General features: G+C 51.1%; 13 protein-coding genes, 1 tRNA gene and 3 rRNA genes. 10 read left to right on the forward strand and 7 right to left on the reverse strand.

The window, feature by feature from the left end; translation table 11 throughout:
• The 3 genes from hemL to PCI15_RS04025 form a co-directional block, all read right to left on the reverse strand.
• Positions 1–1,281, reverse strand: a complete 1,281-nt coding sequence (hemL, locus tag PCI15_RS04015) for a glutamate-1-semialdehyde 2,1-aminomutase (protein WP_271273081.1) — start codon at positions 1,279–1,281, stop codon at positions 1–3.
• 122 nt (positions 1,282–1,403) lie between these two features.
• On the reverse strand, positions 1,404–2,048 hold the full coding sequence (gene thiE / locus PCI15_RS04020; RefSeq protein WP_271273082.1) for a thiamine phosphate synthase: 645 nt from the start codon (positions 2,046–2,048) through the stop codon (positions 1,404–1,406).
• A gap of 129 nt (positions 2,049–2,177) precedes the next feature.
• On the reverse strand, positions 2,178–3,938 hold the full coding sequence (locus tag PCI15_RS04025; RefSeq protein WP_271273083.1) for a chloride channel protein: 1,761 nt from the start codon (positions 3,936–3,938) through the stop codon (positions 2,178–2,180).
• 41 nt (positions 3,939–3,979) lie between these two features.
• On the opposite strand from PCI15_RS04025, the gene argC reads away from it, so the two are divergent.
• Positions 3,980–5,011 carry an N-acetyl-gamma-glutamyl-phosphate reductase gene (gene argC, locus PCI15_RS04030; RefSeq protein WP_271273084.1) on the forward strand — a complete coding sequence of 344 codons (1,032 nt, stop codon included), beginning with the start codon at positions 3,980–3,982 and terminating at the stop codon, positions 5,009–5,011.
• A gap of 133 nt (positions 5,012–5,144) precedes the next feature.
• On the forward strand, positions 5,145–5,495 hold the full coding sequence (gene erpA / locus PCI15_RS04035; protein WP_205659439.1) for an iron-sulfur cluster insertion protein ErpA: 351 nt from the start codon (positions 5,145–5,147) through the stop codon (positions 5,493–5,495).
• A 68-nt stretch (positions 5,496–5,563) separates the two neighbouring features.
• Here the strand turns inward: erpA and PCI15_RS04040 are convergent, their stop codons facing one another.
• Together PCI15_RS04040 and PCI15_RS04045 are read right to left on the reverse strand one after the other, a co-directional pair.
• Positions 5,564–6,670 carry an anhydro-N-acetylmuramic acid kinase gene (locus PCI15_RS04040; protein WP_271273085.1) on the reverse strand — a complete coding sequence of 369 codons (1,107 nt, stop codon included), beginning with the start codon at positions 6,668–6,670 and terminating at the stop codon, positions 5,564–5,566.
• 29 nt (positions 6,671–6,699) lie between these two features.
• Positions 6,700–8,139 carry an OapA family protein gene (locus tag PCI15_RS04045; RefSeq protein WP_271273086.1) on the reverse strand — a complete coding sequence of 480 codons (1,440 nt, stop codon included), beginning with the start codon at positions 8,137–8,139 and terminating at the stop codon, positions 6,700–6,702.
• Positions 8,140–8,357: 218 nt separating this feature from the next.
• On the opposite strand from PCI15_RS04045, the gene tyrS reads away from it, so the two are divergent.
• The 5 genes from tyrS (at position 8,358) to rrf (ending at position 15,428) form a co-directional block, all read left to right on the forward strand.
• A complete protein-coding gene (gene tyrS, locus PCI15_RS04050) occupies positions 8,358–9,668 on the forward strand; it encodes a tyrosine--tRNA ligase (RefSeq protein ID WP_271273087.1) in 1,311 nt (436 codons plus the stop codon).
• Between the two features lie 632 nt (positions 9,669–10,300).
• Positions 10,301–11,842 (forward strand): 16S ribosomal RNA (locus PCI15_RS04055).
• Between the two features lie 63 nt (positions 11,843–11,905).
• Positions 11,906–11,981 (forward strand) — tRNA-Ala (locus PCI15_RS04060).
• Between the two features lie 267 nt (positions 11,982–12,248).
• Positions 12,249–15,138 (forward strand): 23S ribosomal RNA (locus PCI15_RS04065).
• 174 nt (positions 15,139–15,312) lie between these two features.
• A 5S ribosomal RNA gene (rrf, locus tag PCI15_RS04070) occupies positions 15,313–15,428 on the forward strand.
• Together the 16S, 23S and 5S rRNA genes with 1 tRNA gene alongside form the textbook arrangement of a ribosomal RNA operon.
• Positions 15,429–15,933: 505 nt before the next feature.
• Here the strand turns inward: rrf and PCI15_RS04075 are convergent.
• The gene (locus PCI15_RS04075; RefSeq protein WP_271273088.1) at positions 15,934–16,209 is read right to left on the reverse strand and encodes a peptidylprolyl isomerase; all 276 of its coding nucleotides are present in this window, start codon (positions 16,207–16,209) and stop codon (positions 15,934–15,936) included.
• Positions 16,210–16,262: 53 nt separating this feature from the next.
• Here PCI15_RS04075 and PCI15_RS04080 point away from each other — a divergent pair, with 53 nt between their 5' ends.
• Entirely contained in the window at positions 16,263–16,805 is a 543-nt protein-coding gene (locus PCI15_RS04080; RefSeq protein WP_271273089.1) for a GNAT family N-acetyltransferase, read from the forward strand.
• 2 nt (positions 16,806–16,807) lie between these two features.
• Here the strand turns inward: PCI15_RS04080 and PCI15_RS04085 are convergent, their stop codons facing one another.
• Positions 16,808–17,596, reverse strand: coding sequence for a substrate-binding periplasmic protein (locus PCI15_RS04085; protein WP_271273090.1), 789 nt, complete (start codon positions 17,594–17,596; stop codon positions 16,808–16,810).
• Between the two features lie 234 nt (positions 17,597–17,830).
• Here PCI15_RS04085 and PCI15_RS04090 point away from each other — a divergent pair, with 234 nt between their 5' ends.
• Positions 17,831–18,262: a disulfide bond formation protein B gene (locus PCI15_RS04090; RefSeq protein ID WP_271273091.1), complete on the forward strand. Its 432-nt coding sequence runs from the start codon at positions 17,831–17,833 to the stop codon at positions 18,260–18,262.
• A complete protein-coding gene (locus PCI15_RS04095) occupies positions 18,262–18,900 on the forward strand; it encodes a DsbA family protein (RefSeq protein WP_271273092.1) in 639 nt (212 codons plus the stop codon). The genes PCI15_RS04090 and PCI15_RS04095 overlap by 1 nt, the downstream gene beginning before the upstream one ends.
• The last annotated feature ends 45 nt before the right edge of the window (positions 18,901–18,945 follow it).

The raw sequence follows: 18,945 nt of genomic DNA on the forward strand, positions 1-18,945 counted from the left end.
TTACAGCTTGGCAAATACGCGGCCGGCCGCTTCAATTGTCGCTTCAATATCGGCTTCGCTGTGCGCCGCAGACAGGAAGCCTGCTTCGAACGCAGACGGTGCAAGATAAATACCTTCCTCCAGCATGCCGTGGAAGAAACGGTTGAACTTATCGGTGTCGCACTTCATCACATCGGCAAAGCAGGTAACGCTCTCCTGATCGGTGAAGAACAGGCCGAACATGCCGCCCACGTAGTTAGTGGTGAAAGGTACGTTGTGGCGCAGTGCCATGCTTTCCAGGCCTTCAGCCAGCAATTCTGTTTTGGCGCTCAGGCGTTCGTGGAAGCCTTCTTCTTCAAGGGCGTTCAGCATGGTCAGGCCGGCAGCCATGGCGATCGGGTTACCGGACAGAGTGCCTGCCTGGTATACCGGGCCCAGTGGCGCAATGTGTTCCATAATCTCCCGCTTACCGCCGAATGCACCGACTGGCAGGCCGCCGCCGATGACCTTGCCCATGGTGGTCAGGTCAGGGATGACACCGTAGTAACCCTGAGCACCGGTCAGGGAAACCCGGAAGCCGGTCATCACTTCATCCAGAATCAGGACGGTGCCGTATTCGTCACAGATGTCGCGAAGCCCTTGCAGGAAACCTTCAACAGGCGGGATGCAGTTCATGTTACCGGCAACCGGTTCTACGATGATGCAGGCGATCTGATCGCCGGCAGCGGCGAACGCTTCACGCACGTTATCCAGATCGTTGTACGTCAGGGTGATGGTGTGTTCAGCCAGTGCGGCCGGTACACCCGGAGAGTTAGGCTCCCCCAGTGTCAGGGCGCCGGAACCGGCTTTAACCAGCAGCGAGTCAGAGTGGCCATGGTAGCAGCCTTCGAATTTAACGATTTTATCCCGGCCGGTGTAACCCCGTGCCAGTCGGATTGCGCTCATAGTGGCTTCTGTGCCGGAGTTCACCATCCGAACCAGATCCATGCCTGGCATCATTTCGCAGACTTTATCGGCCATGTCAATTTCGATGGCGGTAGGTGCACCGAAGCCCAGCCCGCTGTCGATCATGCCGCGCACGGCATTCAGCACGTCCGGGTTGGCGTGGCCGAGGATCATTGGTCCCCAGGAGCCTACGTAGTCGATATATTGTTTATCGTCTTCATCAAACAGGTAAGCGCCTTCACCGCGTTTGAAGAAAATCGGTGTGCCACCGACGCCTTTAAAGGCGCGTACCGGCGAGTTTACACCGCCGGGGATGTGGGTCTGGGCAGCCTGAAACAGCGATTCTGAACGTGACATGTCGGTTTCTCTATGCAGATGCCTTAAGGTAAGGCCTGTTAAAATTGAAATCTTATTTTGCGCTGTGACATGGTCACAGAGCAGATCCGGTATATTTCGTGACGGAAAAGCCGGCAGCTGTGTTATTCGCGAAACAGCTGCTGAAAGCTTTCTGCCCGGGCGGTGATGTCTTCTGCGCTGAATAAACTGTTTACCACAGCCAGCATATCCGCTCCGGCGTCAATAATCTGATGTGCATTATCCACAGTAATACCGCCTATCGCTACTACCGGAACAGGCAGGTTTTGCTTTGCGTCATGAAGCAGGTGCATTGGGGCCGGTTTGGCGTCCGGTTTTGTCTGGGAAGCAAAGAATGCACCGAAGGCAACGTAATCCGCATCGCAGGCACAGGCCTGTTCGGCCAGTTCCAGACTGTCATGGCAGGTAATGCCGATAATCGCGTCAGGCCCCAGTTCATGACGGGCACTTTGGTGATTGCCGTCTCCCTGGCCAAGATGCACGCCATCCGCTGAAACAGCTTTAGCCAGCGCGATATCATCGTTGATCAGTAACAGGCCGTTGTACCTGTGACACAGCGCCAGAAGCGCAGCTGCCTGCCGGTGTCGCAATTCAGTATCGGCGGATTTATCCCGGTACTGAATAATGCCGCAGCCCCCCTGTAATGCGGCTTCAACCTGCGAAAGCATACTTTCCAGATCAGGCATCAGTTTGCTGTCGGTGATGCCATAAAGTCCGTGCAGGCGGGAATCTGGGGAGCGGGTATTCATATCGTGTCCTGTCAGTGGGTGATGCTTGGGAGGAACGGGGGTAAATCATACTTCAGTTCAGCACGGATGTTCAGCCGCCGACGCGGCTAAATATCACTATAAGGGCTGATGGCCATCGTTACCGGGGGGTCAGTTGTGCAGCTTTTGAGTGTACATATGTTCGATCTGATCACGGGTAATGATACCGGCGATCTGCTGATTCAGGTGGCAGACGTAAAGGGCATCCAACTGATCGTGATTCATTTTGTCCAGCGCATCTTTCAGGCTTGCCTTGATACTCAGTGGTGCAACATCCCTGCGAAGCGCCGGGATTTCCATCAGATCGATATCCTGGTCTGCGTCCTCCGGGTGTTCGCTGATATAGGCTTCAAGGTCGGCGGGCAGGAGAATGCTGTCCGGTTCTTTATTGCTGAGCAGCAGCCATTGTGATTCTTGCTGTAATGCATGCTTAGCTGCCGTGAGGTTGCAGTTGAATGATAACTGGACCGTGCTTTGCAACATACTGGCTACACCTATGCGGGAGAGTGCCTGGCTCAGAGGTTCGTGCCGGTAATCCAGCCCCTGATTTTGCAGCGTGGCGAGAAAAATAGATGGCAGTTTGAACACATAGCGGACAGTGGTGCTGGCCACGACAATGGCCAGCATGCCGGGGAATATGATATTCGGGTTGGCGGTCAGTTCCAGTAATGCAATCAGGGCGGCGAGCGGGGCGTTCAGTACGGCCCCCATCATGGCCCCCATCCCCAGCATTGCATAGAGCCCTACCTCTGAATGTTCCGGTCCGGCCATGCCGGCGGTGAGCAACGCGAAAGCTGCGCCGGTTAGCGCGCCAATGTAAAAGGTCGGACCGATCAGGCCGCCGGGGATGCCCAGCCCCAGTACAACCGGGGTCAGTAAACATTTGGCAATCAGCATGCCTATCAGGAGTGATAAGGTGAAGTTACCCTGTAATGCTTCGCTGATGGTGTCATAGCCGATGCCCATCACCTGTGGATAAAACAGTGCTGCAATGCCTGTGAGCAGACCGGCCAGCAGTAACCGGTAAGTCATCGGCCATGCTGCGCTCTTCTGGCTGTATAGCATCAGCCGCATAAAGCCTGCAGCAATAAGTGCAATGACGAAGCCCAGCAAAATCACCAGCGGTATTTCATTCAGCGACTGGATTTGCAGGGCCGGAATGTCGAAGTCAGCATCGTGGCCGTAAACCGACTTTACCAGCAGGGCCGCCGTGACTGATGCCACCAGTACCGGCGTGAAACCGATGACGGTGTATTCAAGCAGGATCACTTCCATCGCAAAAATAACCCCGGCCAGAGGGGTATTAAATGCGGCGGAAATAGCTGCGGCCACACCGCAGCCAACCAGTAAGCGTAATGAATTATTCGGCAGATGTAGTACCTGACCCAGCAGACTGCTGCAGGCGGCACCCAGATGTGCCGCCGGCCCTTCACGGCCAACGGAGTGTCCGCTGAGAATGGCAACCGCTGCTGAAACAAACTGTAACCACATATTCCTGGCTGGCAGATGCCCCTGATGATAGGTCAGACGTTCCATTACATGGACGATGCCGACCTTGCGGGTCGCCGGAGCCAGTCTGTAAAAAATAGCGGCGAGTACGATGGCGCCAAAAATGGGCAGCGCGAAGTGCAGCCAGCGGGGCAGGTCTTCAAAGTTTTCAGTGTCGCCCCCCGGCAGCCATTCAGACAGGGGGAGTTCTATAACCAGTCGAAAGGCCAGAATCAGCATGCCGGTGACCAGCCCGGAGAAGATCCCCAGAAGCACAAGTTGAGGGAGGGCTTCAGCATGAGCCAGACGGTGACGAAAATGTTCGAAGGAAAAAATGTTTTTCAGCATTCTGCGATAGTAAAGGTCAGCGAGGATTTGTATCATGTACCACTGTATCAAACCGTGACGTGTATTGTGAGGCTAAAGTGGTAAAAGTAGGTATTGTCGGCGGCACCGGTTACACCGGTGTGGAGTTACTCAGGTTATTGGCGAATCATTCTCAGGCGAAGGTTGAGGTAATTACCTCCCGATCTGAAGAAGGCGTGCGCGTTGACGATATGTACCCAAACCTGCGCGGACACTACGATTTGCGTTTCACCGTGCCTGATGTATCGACACTGAGTCAGTGCGATGTGGTATTTTTTGCCACCCCTCATGGTGTGGCAATGAAAATGGCACCGGAGCTGGTGGCAAACGGCGTTAAGGTGATTGATCTGGGGGCAGATTTCCGGATTAAGGATCTGGAGTTGTGGTCACAGTGGTACGGTATGGAACATACCTCCCCTGAGGCGGCGGCGATGGCTGTTTACGGCCTGCCGGAAGTGAACCGTGAAGCGATTAAATCCGCACAGCTGATCGCCTGCCCGGGGTGTTACCCGACAGCCGCTCAGCTGGGTTTCCTGCCGCTGATCGAGAATAATCTGATTGATCACCGTCGTTTGATTGCTGACTGCAAGTCAGGTGTCAGTGGTGCTGGCCGTGGTGCAAATGTCGGTGCGCTGTTATGTGAAACCAGTGAAAGTATGAAAGCCTACGGGGTTTCCGGACACCGTCACCTGCCGGAAATCAAGCAGGGGCTGAGTGAAGCCGCCGGCCGGCCCGTTGGTCTGACGTTTGTGCCGCACCTGACGCCAATGATTCGCGGTATCCACGCAACCCTGTATGCTACGCTGAAAGATCCGGTGGATGGTTTGCAGGAACTGTTTGAAGCGCGGTATGCCAATGAGCCGTTTGTGGATGTGATGCCTGCAGGAAGCCACCCGGAAACCCGCAGTGTGAAAGGTGCCAATATCTGCCGGATCAGTGTTTTCCGTCCGCAAAACGATGACACTGTGGTGGTTCTGTCTGCTATCGACAACCTGGTAAAAGGTGCGGCGGGTCAGGCCATCCAGAATATGAACATTATGTGCGGTATCGCGGAAAATGAAGGTCTGCGTGCTGTCGGTATGATGCCATAATAAAAGACAGAACTGTGCCAGCGGTGACGGGGTCGGGAAAATACTTGACCTCTTTACTGGGTTAAGCGGATAATGCCGTCCAGATTAACAGGGCCTTGAGCCAGGCCTGTGAAAGAATGTGAGTGAGGTAGCTATGTCAGAATCAACGTATCAGGAGCCAACGATGGCTTTCACTGATTCGGCTGCAGCTAAGGTGAAGAGCCTTATTCAGGAAGAGCAGAACGACGACCTGAAACTGCGTGTGTATATTACCGGTGGCGGCTGTGCCGGGTTCTCTTATGGTTTTACCTTTGATGATGCAATGGCTGAAGATGACACTGCGATCGAAAACGATGGTGTAACCATGGTTGTGGATCCGATGAGCTTTCAGTATCTGGCGGGCGCAGAAGTGGATTATAAAGAAGGGTTGGCCGGATCTCAGTTTGTGATTAACAATCCAAACGCAACGACTACCTGCGGCTGTGGATCATCTTTCTCTATCTGATCCGCAATTTACCGTAAAAAAAACCGCGACTTGGTCGCGGTTTTTTTATGTCTGAATAAAAGCACGGATTAAGCAGGATAAATTGCCCCGAGTATCCGGTAGCCGGATGCGCCGGTCACGGTTGGCATGTTCCCCGGCAGATTCTCCAGAGTCTGTTTGGCAAGCCAGGCGAATGCCACGGCTTCAACCCAGTCAGGGTGCAGATTCAGTGCGGCAGTCGTTGCCACCGTGTAACCGGGCAGGAGGGCCTGAATCCGTTGCTGTAAATGCCGGTTATGACTCCCCCCGCCACACAGATAGACCTCTGCTGTTTCAAGCCCGTGGGAACGGATTGCCATCGCAATGCTGGTGGCGGTCAGTTCGGCGAGGGTTGCCTGTACATCGGTGTTGTTGGGTGCCTGATCAAGCAGTGTCAGCATTCGCTGGATCCAGATCAGGTTAAATTGCTCGCGGCCGGTACTCTTGGGGGCGGGCTCATGGAAAAACGGCAGTGACAGCATCTGTTCAAGTAACTGCGGAATAACATTTCCCTGAGCGGCCCAGTTTCCGTTCCTGTCGTAACTCAGTTGCTGATGTTCATGAATCCAGCTGTCCATTAACACGTTGCCCGGACCTGTGTCGTAGCCAAGAACCTCAGCATCAGGGCAGGCAGGTAATACCGTCAGGTTGGCCATACCGCCAATATTGACAATGACCCGGTTGGTCTCAGGACTGTGAAACAGGGCATTATGAAAAGCCGGTACCAGTGGTGCGCCCTGACCGCCTGCGGCCATATCCCGGCGGCGGAAATCGGCAATTGTCATAATGCCTGTGTGTTCGGCAATCGTATTCGGGTCGCCGCTTTGCAGGGTGAAGTGGTGTTCAGGGCGGTGGCGGATTGTCTGGCCGTGGCTGCCAATCGCGCGAATGTCAGCATGGGCTAATTTGTGTTTGGCCAACAGGTTATTGCTGGCACCGGCGAAGGCTTTACCCAGATCAAGATCAAGCATACCAAGGCGATCAATTTCATTGTCCCCCGGCGCCAGCAAACTGCGAATGTTCTGGTTGAGGGATTCGGGGAGGGTTTCGCTGTGGGTGCCCAGAAGTCTGAAGTGAGGTTCGAAGCTCACTGCAACAGCATCAATTCCATCCAGGCTGGTGCCGGACATTAAACCAATATAAACGGATGCCGGCATCTTTAGTCCCTGAAAGTGTGTGTCTGCGTTTAGTTGGCAGTCGAGGCTAACTGAGTCGCTTTGTAAGTCTCAAGTTTAGCAATTACGTCCGAAGCAACTTCGTCAAACAGCTTACGCTCAGATTTCGGTACCGGGTTAGCCTGCGGTAACTTCACCGTCTGAGAGTTTTTGTGAACGCCATTAACGCGGAACTCATAATGCAGGTGCGGACCGGAAGACAGGCCGGTTGAGCCTACGTAGCCAATAACCTGTCCCTGCTTAACCCGGCTGCCCACTTTCTGGCCTTTTTTGAATTTAGACATGTGTGCATACAGCGTTGTGATATTGCCGCCGTGCTGAACGATAACCGCATTACCGTAACCGCCTTTTTTACCGCGCCAGATGATTTTGCCGTCACCGGATGTTTTGATCGGTGTGCCGGTACGGGCTGCGTAATCGGTGCCTCTGTGTGGGCGGGTAGTTTTCAGGACCGGGTGCTTACGCTTCAGGTTAAAGCGGGAGCTGATGCGGGCAAAATCGATAGGCGTACGTAAAAAGGCTTTGCGCATGCTCTTGCCGTCCGGCGTGTAATAGCTGCTTTTGCCCTTACTGTCGGTAAAGCGTAATGCGGTAAACATATCGCCACGGTTAGTGAACTGGGCGGAAAGAATATTGCCTTCACCGATCATTTTGCCGTCGAGAAACTTTTCTTCATATACAAGGCTGAATGAATCACCTTTGCGGATATCCAGCGCAAAGTCGATATCCCAACCGAAAATGGCGGCCAGTTCCATGATCATGCGGCTAGATAAACCGGCCTGTTGTGCATCCAGGAACAGTGAATTGTTAATCGTGCCGGTAACAAAGCGTTGCAGGGTTTCAGGCTTGCGGGTTACTTCTTCAAGAATATAGCTGTCTTTGGTCTTAGTAATAACCGCTGTATCCAGCTGGCTTTTAACATGGCGTAACTGTACAAGCTGATCATCTTTAATCAGAAAGCTCAGGGTCTGGCCCGGGTAAATTCGTGAAAGCGCCTTGCTCTCTTTGACTGCGTTGGTAACACGGTAAACATCCGTGGCGGTCAGGCCGGCTTTAATGAATATTCCGGAAAGGCTGTCACCGTTGCTGACCTTGAAGTCCTGCCATTCGTCTTCAAGGGGGACGGCTTCCACGACCATGCGTTCTGGCTGAGGCGCATCGGTTTCTGTTGCCGGTGTGGCTGAGCCTGCTGCGGGCGGCTTGGCTGCGGTCTCGGCAAGGGCCAGTTGTAACTCAGTCTGTGCAGCAGTGACGGCAATATCATTCTCTTCGAGAATGCCGGTCACCGCGCTGGCAGTATCTTCGTTGATGGTAACTGGCAGAGTCTGTGTCTGTTGAGCATTGCTTTCTGGCAGAAAGACCAGAGTGGTGCCGATAACCAGAGTACAAATGGCAACAGCAGCCAGATGTGTCGTAGGAAAAAACTTAGCAATGTGCCGAACTGTACCCAAAGTCCTGTGCTCCCCTTGTATAACGCAGTCTGCCGGTAGTATATCCAATGAAATGCCCGTTGGCTAAACCTGGGATTCCATATTGGTGAAAAAGTTCTTTATTTGAGAGATTTATGGCCTGTTTGGCGAATAAATAGCCGGATTTAAGTTGTCTGCAACAAAAGCTGAGGTAAAATAGCCGGCCTAATTTTATCTAATGCAACCGGAAGAAAGCGGCAATGACAGAAAAAACGTTGTTACAGGACCTGAATGCGCGTGGCTTAATCGCGCAGATGACCAGCGAAGAAGAGCTGGAAAAACACCTGGCAGAAGGTTCTGTTACGCTTTATTGTGGCTTTGATCCGACCGCAGACAGCCTGCATATCGGCAGCCTGGTACCGTTATTAGCGCTGAAGCGTTTTCAGCAGGCAGGTCATAAACCGTTAGCGCTGGTAGGCGGAGCGACCGGTCTTATCGGTGATCCGAGCTTTAAAGCTCAGGAGCGTAAACTTAATGATGACCAGACCGTCGGTAACTGGGTTGAAAAACTGAAGGCTCAGGTCAGTCAGTTTATTGATTTTGATGCTGCAGAAAACCCGGCAGAAGTTGTCAATAACCTGGACTGGACCAAAGATATGGACATCCTGACATTCCTGCGGGATGTCGGTAAGCATTTCTCCGTAAACCAGATGATTGCCAAAGAATCAGTTAAGCAGCGGATTGACCGTGAAGGTGAAGGTATCTCCTTTACTGAATTCACCTACATGATTCTGCAATCTTATGACTTCCAGCAGTTAAATAAGTCGCATGACTGTACGCTGCAGATTGGCGGTTCAGACCAGTGGGGTAATATCACCGGGGGTACTGAACTGACACGCCGGATGAACGGTAATAAAGCATACGGTCTGACCCTGCCGCTGATCACCAAGTCTGACGGAACCAAGTTCGGTAAAACTGAAAGTGGCACGATCTGGTTATCGGCCAACAAAACATCGCCGTATGCTTTCTACCAGTTCTGGCTGCAAACTGCTGATGCAGATGTGTACCGCTTCCTGAAATACTTCACTTTCCTCTCTATTGAAGACATTGAGCGTATCGAAGCGGAAGACGCTGCGGCTCAGGGGCGTCCTCAGGCGCAGGGCATTCTGGCGGAAGAAGTTACCCGTCTGGTACACGGCGAAGCCGGTTTAACAGCTGCCAAGCGTATTACCGGTGCGCTGTTCAGTGGTGACCTGTCTGACCTGAGTGCTGATGATTTAAGTCAGTTGGCGCAGGACGGGATGCCATCCAGTTCATTTGAAGAAATGATGGCTGCGGACAGTGCTGTATTTGAGCAGCCGCTGACTCAGTTATTATCGCAGGCTGATATGGGGAACGGTAAGCAAATTAAAGATGCTCTGCAGCGTAATGCTGTACTGGTAAATGGTGAAAGCCTGGGAATGGATGCGAATATGAATGCAGCAGGCATTTTCAGTCAGGCCAATGCGATGCACGGTAAGTTCTTCATGGTGAAGGTAGGTAAGAAGAAGCATCACCTGTTTTACTACTGATACAGTTACAGTGATTAACTGATCTACAGAAAACGCAGCCGAAGGCTGCGTTTTTTTATGCCTGCTGTTTAGCTATATAAGTTGTGCCGGAACAGGTACTTGTTGCAGCGCAAAAACTAATTTCAGCTTTCTGCAAGAAGCCTGTTGACACTTTTGGCTGCGTCCCTATAATACGCCCCCACATTGAGACGCAGGGCAGCGGCAACGCAGCTAAGCAAACTTAATGAGAGTCAGAATAAGCCACTGAAAAACAAATTGTTTTGAAGTGTGAGTTAGCTGATTCGACCGGAACGAAAAAGGTGTTTTCCGGTTTTGATAAGTTCTTCGGAATTAATCAAAATCTTCTGAAAATAACCGTTGACTTCCACCGGGTGTTGAGTAGAATACGCACCTCGCTTGAGACGACAGCAACGACGGTTACACCGGTTGCGAAAGTGGTTTTAAGCAACGCTCTTTAACAATTTGATCAGATAATTCGTGTGGGCGCTTGTTGAGATGAAGCACAAAAGCTTTATCAAAGTAAGCAACTTTTGTCTTCGGACAAACACGTGAATTCATTTAAGATGTTTTTATGAAAGTTAGTGTAACTTTGAGCTAGATTTAAGACACCAAATTCCGGTGTCGAAAAAATTAAACTGAAGAGTTTGATCATGGCTCAGATTGAACGCTGGCGGCAGGCTTAACACATGCAAGTCGAGCGGTAACAGAGAGTAGCTTGCTACTTTGCTGACGAGCGGCGGACGGGTGAGTAACGCGTAGAAATCTGCCTGGTAGTGGGGGATAGCCCAGAGAAATTTGGATTAATACCGCATACGCCCTACGGGGGAAAGCAGGGGACCTTCGGGCCTTGCGCTATCAGATGAGTCTGCGTCGGATTAGCTAGTTGGTGGGGTAATGGCCTACCAAGGCGACGATCCGTAGCTGGTCTGAGAGGATGATCAGCCACACTGGGACTGAGACACGGCCCAGACTCCTACGGGAGGCAGCAGTGGGGAATATTGCACAATGGGCGCAAGCCTGATGCAGCCATGCCGCGTGTGTGAAGAAGGCCTTAGGGTTGTAAAGCACTTTCAGCAGTGAGGAAAGGTGTGTACTTAATACGTGCATACTGTGACGTTAACTGCAGAAGAAGGACCGGCTAACTCCGTGCCAGCAGCCGCGGTAATACGGAGGGTCCGAGCGTTAATCGGAATTACTGGGCGTAAAGCGCGCGTAGGCGGTTATTTAAGTCAGATGTGAAAGCCCCGGGCTCAACCTGGGAACTGCACCTGATACTGGATAACTAGAGTACAGAAGAGGGTGGTGGAATTTCCTGTGTAGCGGTGAAATGCGTAGATATAGGAAGGAACACCAGTGGCGAAGGCGACCACCTGGTCTGATACTGACGCTGAGGTGCGAAAGCGTGGGGAGCAAACAGGATTAGATACCCTGGTAGTCCACGCCGTAAACGATGTCTACTAGCCGTTGGGACACTTGATGTCTTAGTGGCGCAGCTAACGCACTAAGTAGACCGCCTGGGGAGTACGGCCGCAAGGTTAAAACTCAAATGAATTGACGGGGGCCCGCACAAGCGGTGGAGCATGTGGTTTAATTCGACGCAACGCGAAGAACCTTACCTACTCTTGAAATCCTGCGAAGTCGGAAGAGATTCTGATGTGCCTTCGGGAACGCAGTGACAGGTGCTGCATGGCTGTCGTCAGCTCGTGTTGTGAAATGTTGGGTTAAGTCCCGTAACGAGCGCAACCCTTGTCCTTATTTGCCAGCACTTCGGGTGGGAACTCTAAGGAGACTGCCGGTGACAAACCGGAGGAAGGTGGGGACGACGTCAAGTCATCATGGCCCTTACGAGTAGGGCTACACACGTGCTACAATGGCCGGTACAGAGGGCTGCAATCCTGCGAGGGGGAGCTAATCTCACAAAACCGGTCGTAGTCCGGATTGGAGTCTGCAACTCGACTCCATGAAGTCGGAATCGCTAGTAATCGTGAATCAGAATGTCACGGTGAATACGTTCCCGGGCCTTGTACACACCGCCCGTCACACCATGGGAGTGGATTGCACCAGAAGTAGCTAGCTTAACCTTCGGGAGGGCGGTTACCACGGTGTGGTTCATGACTGGGGTGAAGTCGTAACAAGGTAGCCCTAGGGGAACCTGGGGCTGGATCACCTCCTTAAACGATAGCGGATTCTTAGCAAGCGTTCACACGAATTATCTGATCAGTTGTAGAGTAAGTACTGGGGCTATAGCTCAGCTGGGAGAGCGCCTGCTTTGCACGCAGGAGGTCTGCGGTTCGATCCCGCATAGCTCCACCATTCTTCACCCCGAAGAACGGTCAGTACTTAAATGCTTTGTTGAGAACACAAAAGCTAATGAATAACCCTTCGGGTTTGTTGATTACCTTTTGTCTTTTTAGACAAAACGCTCTTTAACAATTTAAATCCTGTAAAAACGAGAATTAAGTAAGACAAATGTACAAGCGCTAATCCGGCGTAAATGTATCGTTACTTCAGCGTTAACTGTTTAACAGTTGGCTATGAAGTTTTATCAGTTACTTTGAATCAGACCCTTTTGGGTTATATGGTCAAGTGACTAAGCGTGCACGGTGGATGCCTTGGCAGTCAGAGGCGATGAAGGACGTGGTAACCTGCGATAAGGTTTGGGGAGTCGGTAAACAGACTTTGATCCAAACATTTCCGAATGGGGAAACCCACCCAGTATAAGCTGGGTATCTCTTAAGTGAATACATAGCTTTAGAGAGGCGAACCCGGGGAACTGAAACATCTAAGTACCCGGAGGAAAAGAAATCAACCGAGATTCCCCTAGTAGCGGCGAGCGAACGGGGACCAGCCCTTAAGCTGTGTTGTAGTTAGTAGAACGCTCTGGAAAGTGCGGCCGTAGTGGGTGATAGCCCCGTATACGAAAACTTATACGCAGTGAAATCGAGTAAGACGGGACACGTGATATCCTGTTTGAATATGGGGGGACCATCCTCCAAGGCTAAATACTCCTGACTGACCGATAGTGAACCAGTACCGTGAGGGAAAGGCGAAAAGAACCCCTGTGAGGGGAGTGAAATAGAACCTGAAACCGTGTACGTACAAGCAGTGGGAGCAGACTTGTTCTGTGACTGCGTACCTTTTGTATAATGGGTCAGCGACTTAATTTCAGTAGCAAGGTTAACCGTTTAGGGGAGCCGTAGGGAAACCGAGTCTTAATAGGGCGTATAGTTGCTGGGATTAGACCCGAAACCGAGCGATCTATCCATGGGCAGGTTGAAGGTTGAGTAACATCAACTGGAGGACCGAACCGACTGTCGTTGAAAAGCCAGCGGATGACTTGTGGATCGGAGTGAAAGGCTAATCAAGCTCGGAGATAGCTGGTTCTCCTCGAAAGCTATTTAGGTAGCGCCTCATATCTCACCTACGGGGGTAGAGCACTGTTTCGGCTAGGGGGTCATCCCGACTTACCAACCCGATGCAAACTCCGAATACCGTAGAGTGCAATTATGGGAGACACACGGCGGGTGCTAACGTCCGTCGTGGAAAGGGAAACAACCCAGACCGTCAGCTAAGGTCCCAAAGTTATGGTTAAGTGGGAAACGATGTGGGAAGGCTTAGACAGCTAGGAGGTTGGCTTAGAAGCAGCCACCCTTTAAAGAAAGCGTAATAGCTCACTAGTCGAGTCGGCCTGCGCGGAAGATATAACGGGGCTCAAACCATACACCGAAGCTACGGACGCAGCTTGTCTGCGTGGTAGAGGAGCGTTCTGTAAGCCGTTGAAGGGAAAGCTGTAAGGCATCCTGGAGGTATCAGAAGTGCGAATGCTGACATGAGTAACGATAAGGGGGGTGAAAAACCTCCCCGCCGGAAGACCAAGGGTTCCTATCCAATGCTAATCAGGGTAGGGTGAGTCGACCCCTAAGGCGAGGCCGAAAGGCGTAGTCGATGGGAAACAGGTTAATATTCCTGTACTTCTTGTTATTGCGATGGAGTGACGGAGAAGGCTAGGCCATCACGGCGTTGGTTGTCCGTGTTTAAGGCTGTAGGCTGGGGGATTAGGAAAATCCGGTTCCCTAAGGCTGAGAGTTGATGACGAGTCCTCTTTTGGACGAAGTGGTTGATGCCATGCTTCCAGGAAAAACTTCTAAGCTTCAGATAACAAGAAATCGTACCCCAAACCGACACAGGTGGTCAGGTAGAGAATACCAAGGCGCTTGAGAGAACTCGGGTGAAGGAACTAGGCAAAATGGTACCGTAACTTCGGGAGAAGGTACGCCCCTGACGGTGATGAGACTTGCTCTCTAAGCTGTTGGGGGTCGAAGATACTAGGTGGCTGCGACTGTTTATTAAAAACACAGCACTCTGCAAACACGAAAGTGGACGTATAGGGTGTGACGCCTGCCCGGTGCTTGAAGGTTAATTGATGGGGTTAGCTTCGGCGAAGCTCTTGATCGAAGCCCAAGTAAACGGCGGCCGTAACTATAACGGTCCTAAGGTAGCGAAATTCCTTGTCGGGTAAGTTCCGACCTGCACGAATGGCGTAACGATGGCCACACTGTCTCCACCCGAGACTCAGTGAAATTGAAATTGCGGTTAAGATGCCGTATATCCGCGGCTAGACGGAAAGACCCCGTGAACCTTTACTATAGCTTCGCAGTGGACTTTGATATTACTTGTGTAGGATAGCTGGGAGGCTTTGAAACTTGGACGCCAGTTCGAGTGGAGCCAATCTTGAAATACCAGCCTGGTACTATTGAGGTTCTAACGCAGGTCCCTTATCGGGATCGCGGACATTGTGTGGTGGGTAGTTTGACTGGGGCGGTCTCCTCCCAAAGAGTAACGGAGGAGTACGAAGGTGCGCTCAGCATGGTCGGAAATCATGCATCGAGTATAAAGGCATAAGCGCGCTTGACTGCGAGACAGACACGTCGAGCAGGTACGAAAGTAGGTCTTAGTGATCCGGTGGTTCTGTATGGAAGGGCCATCGCTCAACGGATAAAAGGTACTCCGGGGATAACAGGCTGATACCGCCCAAGAGTTCACATCGACGGCGGTGTTTGGCACCTCGATGTCGGCTCATCACATCCTGGGGCTGAAGCCGGTCCCAAGGGTATGGCTGTTCGCCATTTAAAGTGGTACGCGAGCTGGGTTTAGAACGTCGTGAGACAGTTCGGTCCCTATCTGCCGTGGACGTTTGAGATTTGAGAAGAGTTGCTCCTAGTACGAGAGGACCGGAGTGAACGAACCTCTGGTGTTCGGGTTGTCATGCCAATGGCATTGCCCGGTAGCTATGTTCGGACAGGATAACCGCTGAAAGCATCTAAGCGGGAAGCCCCCTTCAAGATGAGATCTCACTGGGACCTTGAGTCCCCTGAAGAGCCGTTCAAGACCAGGACGTTGATAGGCTGGGTGTGTAAGCGTTGTGAGGCGTTGAGCTAACCAGTACTAATTGCTCGTGAGGCTTGACCATATAACGCCAAAAGCGTTTGGTTGCAGAGAAGACGCAACATGATCAAGAACTGAAGATACATTGAAGAGCTTGCTGAAAAGCGAGACGGATTAGAGTTTGTACATTGTTTTGAAACATAAGCTTAAGACTCGGCCTGAATAAGGCACACAGGATTTAGATTGTTACCTTTTTTTGCTTGGCGACCATAGCGAGATGGAACCACCCGATCCCTTACCGAACTCGGAAGTGAAACGTCTTAGCGCCGATGGTAGTGTGGGGCTTCCCCATGTGAGAGTAGGTCATCGCCAAGCACCTAATATGAGAAACCCCAGTCGCGAAGCGGCTGGGGTTTTTTCATGTTACGAGTTTGATAATCCAGTGCTCGCATGGGGAAGTAAATAAAGAGGCGCGCTTGCGCGTTCATGTCCCATGTAGAGTAGGGTAAAACCGGAATGAGACGACGCGCAGCGTTGGCCCGGTTTTACGATCAGAGCCTCCGGCTCTGGGACTTCCATCGCCAAGCATCTAATTAAGAAAACCCGCTACGCTGTAGCAGGTTTTTTTTCGTCTGCAGAAAGTGCTTTCATCGCCAGGCACCTGATTAAGCCCCTTCATAAAGCACAGGTTGCTACCTTGTAGCAGGGTTTTTTTCGTCTGCATCTGCAGGAAATGCTTCCACCGCCAGGCACCTGATTAAGGCTCTCTTTAAGATTCTTATTAATACACAGGCCGCTATGTTGTAGCGGTTTTTTGTTTGTAGCAAAAGGAGTTGGTTGGTTAGAAGTTGCTTAGACGGATGAGCGGAATGAAAAGATATCAGTCCCGGTAGATGGTTTTAATCAGGTGGTAGCCAAATTTCGTTTTAACCGGTCCGTGCACTTTCAGAACCGGTTTTTTAAATACCACGTCATCAAAGGCTTTTACCATTTTGCCTTTTCTGAATTCGCCCAGATCACCTCCGCGTTTTGCTGAAGGGCAGATCGAGTGTTTTTTTGCCAGTTTGGCAAAGTCTTCGCCTTTATCGAGTAGTTTCAGGATTTTTTCTGCTTCGGGTTTGGTTTTTACCAGGATATGTATTGCGGATGCTTTCATGTTTCTGTTTTATGGTTTAGGACAGTCAGCAGTTACTATAAGCGGAATATTGTATGCAGGTAAAGATTATGAATGCTTCTGAACTGGTTGTTGATCATGAGATCGTGCTGGTTTCATTGCATGAAAGTGATGCGCAAGTACTGTGGGATCTGATACGGGATAATCGTTCGTATCTGGGCAGGTATTTAGCCTGGGTAGAAGATGTTAACGATGTATCTTCGACTACGGTGTTTATTCGCCAGCGTGTGGCAGTGCCGGGGTTGTTGTCTGCCTGGTATAAAGTGTATGTCTCGGGGCAGTTGTGCGGTATTTTCGGGGCTAAGTCTATCATTCATGGCAGAGCCGAGTTGGGGTGTTTTATCGCGGAGAATAGCCAGGGGAAAGGCATTATTAACCGTTGTATCACGTATTTTTCGGATGTTCTGGTACGGGATTTTGGCGTCAGGGAAGCGGAGTGGCGGTGTCTTCCGGAAAATCTTTCGAGTATCCGTGTTGCAGAGCGTTTCGGGGCTAGCCTGCATGCAACAGAAATGTGTGAAATTGCCGGTAGCAATCAGGTACAGGCATTAAGTGTTTATCGTAAGATGCTTGTTTAGGGTTACTTTCGTGCGTCCAGATAGCCGTAATATCCCGGCATGCGGGCACGGTATATTCTGTCCCTGTTTGCGGCGACCAGATCCCAGATTGATTCGGTCAGTTGAGGGTTTTTCTCAGCGAACCGGTGACTGAAGATTAAGTAATAATGCTTTTCTGCCAGAGGAAGCGGTGCTTTTTCGAACTTTCTGGTCTGTTGCTTCTGGAGGTATGCATCGGCGATGGCTTCCTGATCGACGACGCCCTCAACCCGCCTGGCCGCCAGCATTGAAAAGAGCTGTGAAGTGCTTCGCCCTTCAACCACTTCGATACCTTTTTTCTTGATATCCGCAACGATTGAGTAATTGAGCTTTGCTGCGAGGCTGCCATTCAGGTGCTCAAAGTCTGATCCGTTCCAGTTAAGTTTGCTGTTTACAGGGCGATAGAGAACGTATGAAAGGGTATCCATGCGTCTGCTGGTATCAACCTTGCCATCCTTCATGGGGAATACGCCGAATTCCCGTCGTGCTTCTTTGTAGGAAAAGATAAAAGCGGCGTCCAGGTCGCCTCTTTTCAGGCTCTGTAATACACGTTGCCCGGGCATGCGCTGATAGTCGATATTCAGTTCAAGCTGTTCGGAGACATAATTTATCAGATCGACAGATATACCCGGAGGGGAAGCCAGTGCCTCACCTTTACCCAGAAAATAGGGGAAGGAGTCGACATTATTAAAGCCGATTCGCAGGTTTTCCTGTGCCGGGACAAGTACCGGACACAGTAAGCAGATCAGAAAGATGACTGTCTGTTTAAGCATTACAACCTCTTAATGTTGAGAGGACTTACTTAAACTCTATCCCTGAGGTGTGAGATTTATGTTACGTTTGCTGCTGTCAGTGCCAGAGCTATCCTATAACAGATTTTTTAATATGCCTAATTGTCGATATTTCCTTTTGACTCTGAAGCCACTAGAGGCTTTAAAATCGCCCCGTTTATATCTGGCCGCTATGTGTTTAAAGCGGATATCTGCGTTTGTTGAACGGGGAATTTAATGTCTCAAAAATCTGTTGAAATGCCCGGGTGGTGGTGTCTGCTGCTGGCCTGGTTTATTGCGCTGATTGCAACGCTCAGTGCCGTATTTATTGGTGAAGTGATGGGGCAGATGCCATGTACGCTTTGCTGGTATCAGCGTATAGCCATGTTTCCGCTGGTCCTGATTCTGGGGCTGGGCAGCTTCAGGTCGGACGTTAATGCAGTGGTGTATGCACTGCCTTTGGTGGTGCTGGGGGCTGTTTTTGCGTTTTACCACTCTCTTACGTATGCCGGTGTTATTGTTGGGGAGATTGTACCCTGCGGGTCGGGAACGTCCTGCAGTGGCACTTCTATGACAATATTTGGCTGGCTGCCGTTACCCTATCTGGCGCTGATCAGCTTTGTGGTCATTGCCTGTTTGCTTTGTCTGGTTATCAGGAAGAATAAATAATGAGTCGTTCCAAGATCGTCATACTTGTTTCAGCACTGGCCTTATTGGCGTTTGTCGTTGCTGGGTATATGTGGCAGCAAAATCAAATTAATTCCGCACAACCGGTTGCAGACACCGCCGCGTTAGAGCGACCGTATTCGCCGTCGTTCGGGCCTGCTAGTGCGAAAGTGACAATCGTAGAGTTTTTTGATCCGGCCTGTGAGGCCTGCCGGGCTTTTTATCCCTTTGTGAAGCAGATAATGGCTGAATATCCTCAGGATGTTCGTCTGGTACTTCGGTATACAACATTTCATCAGGGCTCCGATGAGGTTGTCCGTATTCTGGAAGCTGCCCGTAAACAGAATCTGTTTAAGCCGGTCCTGGAGGAAATCCTTAAACGTCAGCCTGAATGGGCAGTACACGGCAGGCCTGATATCAGTAAGGCATGGGCGGCAGCTGGATTTACCGGTCTGAACCTTGCTCAGGCAGAAAAAGATGCCAATGCAATTACTGTAACGTCCTTACTGAAGCAGGAAGCAGCGGATGTGAAAACCATGAAAGTCGAAAAAACACCGACCTTCTTTGTTAATGGTAAAGCCCTGCCCAGCTTTGGTGCACAGCAGCTCTATGATTTAGTAACTGCTGAAGTAAACCGTTAAGTGTTTACGGCACTGCCTGCCGAAGCCGCCGGCAGCGCCAGTCAT

Origin of the sequence: Aliamphritea hakodatensis, assembly GCF_024347195.1 — a bacterium.
Classification (GTDB): Bacteria; Pseudomonadota; Gammaproteobacteria; order Pseudomonadales; family Balneatricaceae; genus Amphritea; species Amphritea hakodatensis.